Below are 2,238 nucleotides of genomic sequence, written 5' to 3' on the forward strand. Positions count from 1 at the left end.
TAAATATCATTACCGTTGCGTGAGGGTGATTGCGCTCTTTCTGCTCAAGCCTGTGCAATTACGGTATGGTTATCAAAACTGAACCAAAAGCTTCTCGGTTGGCTAATCTTCGCTTTAACAAATAGGGGGCAGTATGGCTTTTAATGATGAGCTGATAAAACAGTATTACGAACATCTGTATGAAAGCCATGTGCTGAAACAGTATCGAGCCTACATCCAAAACAAAGAACCTGACGAAGATGAGGAATTACTTGGAAGATACACTCTCGATCTTCGTCGCCACCCAGAAATGCTTGAGAATCTACCAGAATCTATAAGGAGTGCATATAATTATTACGACGCACGGATAGCTAAATGCGGTTTGGGCTGTGTTAGAGTCTGTCAAGTGCCATACTCTAACGACTTTACCTACGCCGTGCGCGTATCGACTGATGGTGATGATGGGTGGCTAGAGATTTATGACCAGCATGGATGTGAAATCGGTGTAGGACGAACTTACATAGAGCTTATAGGCTGGGGCAAGATAGATGAAATCCGCCGGCAAGTTGATGATTTTGATTTTCCAGTTAGCCTAAGCGATAAAGAGAAAAAAACGCTGTGGCAGTTTGGTTCTTGCGTTATCCGAAAAAATAGTTCTGAGCGATTTTTTGTGATTGCTGAGGAAATTCCAAGCGACAGACAAAAAGATGCTATTAAAATCATCGGCGATGCCACAGGAGTTAGAGATAAAGCCGTTTCAATTGTGCTTGAATATTTACCCCATTCAGTTACAAGAAATATATCAAAACAGCAGGCTGAAGATATCTGCCAAAAATTGACAGAACTTGGTGCAAAAGCCTCCATCAAAGAATTTAGCCAATCTTAATAGTGTTAGAAATTTTTTTTCTTAGTTGATTTCTTAGTTTTAATTAGAATTTACGAATTCTTCGGGTGCAAGCAAACTCGCCTTTTACAGAGGAATTATTCAATAGTCATAGGGCCTTCAATCAGGACTCCATCTGGATTAATAGTGTTACGAACGAAAGCACTTTCCAAAGTCCCCAACCTAGCACCTCTAGTATTGGCATTTTCTAAGTTAACCCCCAACATTTCGCAACCACTCAGATTAGCTTTACTCAAATTAGCCCCACTTAAATTAGCACCACTCATGCGACCCCAAAGAGCCGCACTGATATCACTCAAATTAGCACCGCTCAAATTAGCGTCACTTAGATCGACTCTACTCAAGTTAGCTCCACTCAAATTGATATCTCTGAGATCCACCCCATTCAATTTAGCCCCACTCAAATCAATTCCTTGAAAATTTCTCTCGCCATCGGCATAACGTCTGAGCAATTCGGCAGCATCCATAGATTATTCTTTGCACTAATCAACAGCTTAATAATGGGAATCATCCCTGAGCGTATCCAGTTACTAACGTACTGTTAGTGAAAGTGATTGGCTGTGAAAAAATTTTATCCACTGACTTTTAGCCGCTTTCCCTTGAATGTCGTCTAACCCACATTACACGACATTAAAACCACAAACGACAAACGTATATTTGAAATAGACAAGTGTGATTTATATTCGTTTTAGCAACAACAGTTATGGCGGTGAGATTGATCTGTCAGGTACATCCACCGATCTCAAAAGCATTCGCCAATCAATTCTTGAATTGCTTCAATCTCAGGATGTACAAATTTGTATACCTGCCAACGAAGTTGACCCAGCACCTTATGATTCTTGTTTAAATTCGTTACTCATTCGTAAGAGTGATTGTTCTCTCAAGGTTATGGTTTCTGCCAGTTCTTTAAGGATTGAAGGAACAGCAGAGAAACTGAAAGTGTTTGCAGGCTGGTTTGATTTTAATGATAGTACGGAATCAGGCTATCATAACCACTTTAACTACTACGAAGGAAATGAGTGGGTTGACCCTGCCTCAGTTCCATTAGTAATTTCAGTTCAGTAATGTGTATATGATCAACCAGATTGATTTGCGATCGCCGCCTTAACTTCGACCGAGCAAGGAAGTTGCACAGTAATGGCGGCTGTCAGCCTTATATATCAAGCTTAAGAGCAAAGTAATTAAATTTTTCTTAATGCGTTTTCTTACTTCCATCTAGTTGAATAGAGAATCAACTGATTTTTAATAGCAGTGCATAAATTTAAATCTATATAGCTGAGGGGAGTATTATTTCCCACCTCTCTCAACTCCATCATCACTCAATCCAATCAGGGCCTTTGAAGAAACTTCCATCT

3 protein-coding genes are annotated in these 2,238 nt (G+C 39.9%); 2 read left to right on the forward strand and 1 reads right to left on the reverse strand.

Annotation, left to right across the window (positions count from 1 at the left end; genetic code table 11):
• The first annotated feature begins 133 nt into the window (after positions 1–133).
• Positions 134–865, forward strand: a complete 732-nt coding sequence (locus RRG12_RS43280) for a ribosomal protein L7/L12 (protein WP_420762258.1) — start codon at positions 134–136, stop codon at positions 863–865.
• Between the two features lie 95 nt (positions 866–960).
• On the opposite strand, the gene RRG12_RS43285 is transcribed toward RRG12_RS43280, so the two are convergent.
• A complete protein-coding gene (locus RRG12_RS43285) occupies positions 961–1,350 on the reverse strand; it encodes a pentapeptide repeat-containing protein (RefSeq protein ID WP_420762259.1) in 390 nt (129 codons plus the stop codon).
• A 205-nt stretch (positions 1,351–1,555) separates the two neighbouring features.
• Between RRG12_RS43285 and RRG12_RS43290 the strand changes: the two genes are divergently transcribed.
• Positions 1,556–1,948 carry a hypothetical protein gene (locus RRG12_RS43290; RefSeq protein ID WP_420762260.1) on the forward strand — a complete coding sequence of 131 codons (393 nt, stop codon included), beginning with the start codon at positions 1,556–1,558 and terminating at the stop codon, positions 1,946–1,948.
• Positions 1,949–2,238: the final 290 nt, after the last annotated feature.

Source organism: Nostoc sp. CALU 546, assembly GCF_048836525.1.

Coding starts and splice junctions, on each gene's coding strand:
- RRG12_RS43280 (WP_420762258.1), top strand. CDS start 134: ATGGCTTTTAATGATGAGCTGATAAAACAGTATTACGAACATCTGTAT.
- RRG12_RS43285 (WP_420762259.1), bottom strand. CDS start 1,350: ATGGATGCTGCCGAATTGCTCAGACGTTATGCCGATGGCGAGAGAAAT.